Source organism: Pseudomonas sp. SDO5522_S412 (assembly GCF_054071215.1).
Genome location: NZ_JBSVWQ010000408.1, coordinates 1 through 2,307, shown reverse-complemented (window position 1 = coordinate 2,307; position 2,307 = coordinate 1). Strand labels below are relative to the sequence as shown.

The following is a 2,307-nucleotide window of genomic DNA, read 5'->3' as shown; positions in this document are numbered from 1 at the left end:
TGACGAGGGAGGGGGGGGGGGGGCTGGTGGGAGAAGGTGTGGGATCGGTGGGGAAGGGAGTTACCTGACACACCGCCTTCGCGAGCAAGCCCGCTCCCACATTCAGATCTTCTGCGCGCCATTTCTTGTATTCACAAGGCTGAGCTCTGGGGCGTGAACCCGCTGCTTGCTCAAATACCGCGTGCAACTCACCCGCAAGAACGAAGCAAAATTCACCACTTCGCCGCGGTAATCCATCACTTCTTCATACAGCTTGGCGATCAGTTGATTGGTGGTCATCCCATCCACCTCGGCGATTTCGCTGAGGATGTCCCAGAACTGGTTTTCCAGGCGCACGGTGGTCACCACGCCGCAGATGCGCAGGGAGCGCGAGCGGGATTCGTACAGAATCGGGTCGGCCTTGACGTACAGCTCGCACATGGCGATGACCTCCGCTTTACAGGGTGATTTTGGTGCCCAGCAGTCCGAGGAAACCCGCGAGCCAGCTTGGGTGCGCCGGCCACGCCGGGGCCGTCACCAGATTGCCTTGAACGTGGCTGTCGGTCACCGGGATATCGATGAACGTACCGCCCGCCAGTCGTACCTCCGGCCCGCACGCCGGGTAGGCGCTGCACTCGCGGCCTTCCAGGATCCCGGCAGCCGCCAGCAGTTGAGCGCCATGGCACACGGCAGCGATGGGTTTGCCAGCCTGATCGAAATCCTTGACCAGTTGCAGGACCTTTTCGTTCAGCCGCAGGTACTCAGGGGCACGGCCACCCGGCACCAGCAGCGCGTCGTAGTCGGCGGCGTTCACCTTGGCAAAATCCGCATTCAGGGCGAACAGGTGCCCGGGCTTTTCGCTGTAGGTCTGGTCGCCTTCGAAGTCGTGGATCGCCGTGCGCACGGTCTGGCCGGCAGCCTTGTCAGGGCACACCGCGTGCACGGTATGCCCCACCATCAGCAGCGCCTGGAACGGCACCATCACTTCATAGTCTTCGACGTAATCGCCGACCAGCATCAGGATTTTTTTCGCGGCCATGGGACATTCCTCCGGTTGAACGGTTGGGCAGACAGGAGTAGCCAAGATAGACCCGCAGGCTTGATCCGGGTAATGGCCCGCTACTACATCAGCACCCCGGCTTGTGTGGGAGCCGGGCTTGCCCGCGATGCAGACACCTCGGTCTGACAGGTAAACTGCGTTGATCCCATCGCAGCCTCGCCAAGGCTCGACAGCTCCCACATGAACCGAGTCGCCCGTTCAAAACTGTACGGCTCAATCTGCACCTAGCTGTAAGCCCGTGTTTGCGGGGCTTTGTGGCTAGATGAACGTCCACTTCCGGCCCATTCGATTCTGGTTCCTTCCATGAGCTCCCGCGAAAATACCGGCATGGCCCTCGGCCTGCTGGGCGTCGTCATCTTCAGCCTCACCCTGCCCTTCACCCGTATCGTGGTGCAGGAAATCCACCCGTTGCTCAATGGCCTGGGCCGGGCGTTGTTCGCGGCGGTGCCGGCGGCGGCGTTGTTGCTGTGGCGCCGTGAGCGCTGGCCCACCTGGCGCCAGGTGCGCGGGCTGACGCTGGTGATTGCCGGGGTGATCCTGGGTTTCCCTGTGTTGTCGGCCTGGGCCATGCAAACCTTGCCCGCGTCCCATGGCGCGCTGGTCAACGGGTTGCAGCCGCTGTGCGTGGCGCTGTATGCGGCGTGGCTGTCCCATGAACGTCCGTCGAAGGCCTTCTGGGCCTGCGCGGCGCTGGGCAGTGCGCTGGTGCTGAGTTATGCGTTGATCACCGGAGCCGGCAGCATCCAGGCGGGCGACCTGTTGATGCTCGGGGCGATTGCCGTGGGTGGCCTGGGTTATGCCGAAGGCGGCCGGTTGGCCAAGGAGATGGGCGGCTGGCAGGTAATCTGCTGGGCGCTGGTGCTGTCGACGCCGGTATTGATCGGGCCGGTGGCCTACCTGGCGCTGCAACACGAAGGGCCGATTTCCATGCGCACTTGGTGGGCGTTTGGTTATGTCTCGTTGTTTTCGCAGTTCCTGGGGTTCTTTGCGTGGTACGCCGGGCTCGCCATGGGTGGCATCGCCCGGGTCAGCCAGATTCAGCTGTTGCAGATCTTTTTCACCATCGCGTTTTCGGCGCTGTTTTTTGGTGAACACATCGAGCCGATTACCTGGCTGTTTGCCTGCGGGGTGATTGTGACGGTGATGTTGGGGCGCAAGACCAGCGTGAAGCCTGCGCCAGCTCCCAAGGCTAGCGCGATCTAATGTGGGAGCGGGCTTGCTCGCGAATGCGGTGGGTCAGTTGATACATCAGGTGACTGACACACCGC

Annotated in this window: 3 protein-coding genes; 1 reads left to right on the top strand and 2 read right to left on the bottom strand. The window is 62.4% G+C overall.

The window, feature by feature from the left end:
- Positions 1-102: 102 nt before the first annotated feature.
- Together ACW9I6_RS32095 and ACW9I6_RS32090 are read right to left on the bottom strand one after the other, a co-directional pair.
- Positions 103-420: a ribbon-helix-helix domain-containing protein gene (locus tag ACW9I6_RS32095; RefSeq protein ID WP_003209138.1), complete on the bottom strand. Its 318-nt coding sequence runs from the start codon at positions 418-420 to the stop codon at positions 103-105.
- Between the two features lie 16 nt (positions 421-436).
- Positions 437-1,018, bottom strand: a complete 582-nt coding sequence (locus ACW9I6_RS32090) for a DJ-1/PfpI family protein (RefSeq protein ID WP_008430897.1) — start codon at positions 1,016-1,018, stop codon at positions 437-439.
- A 324-nt stretch (positions 1,019-1,342) separates the two neighbouring features.
- On the opposite strand from ACW9I6_RS32090, the gene ACW9I6_RS32085 reads away from it, so the two are divergent.
- Positions 1,343-2,242 carry a DMT family transporter gene (locus ACW9I6_RS32085; RefSeq protein ID WP_003209142.1) on the top strand — a complete coding sequence of 300 codons (900 nt, stop codon included), beginning with the start codon at positions 1,343-1,345 and terminating at the stop codon, positions 2,240-2,242.
- The last annotated feature ends 65 nt before the right edge of the window (positions 2,243-2,307 follow it).

Bases quoted from the DNA above. Each gene is read 5' to 3' on its own strand.
- ACW9I6_RS32090 (WP_008430897.1), bottom strand. From the start codon at position 1,018: ATGGCCGCGAAAAAAATCCTGATGCTGGTCGGCGATTACGTCGAAGAC.
- ACW9I6_RS32085 (WP_003209142.1), top strand. From the start codon at position 1,343: ATGAGCTCCCGCGAAAATACCGGCATGGCCCTCGGCCTGCTGGGCGTC.
- ACW9I6_RS32095 (WP_003209138.1), bottom strand. From the start codon at position 420: ATGTGCGAGCTGTACGTCAAGGCCGACCCGATTCTGTACGAATCCCGC.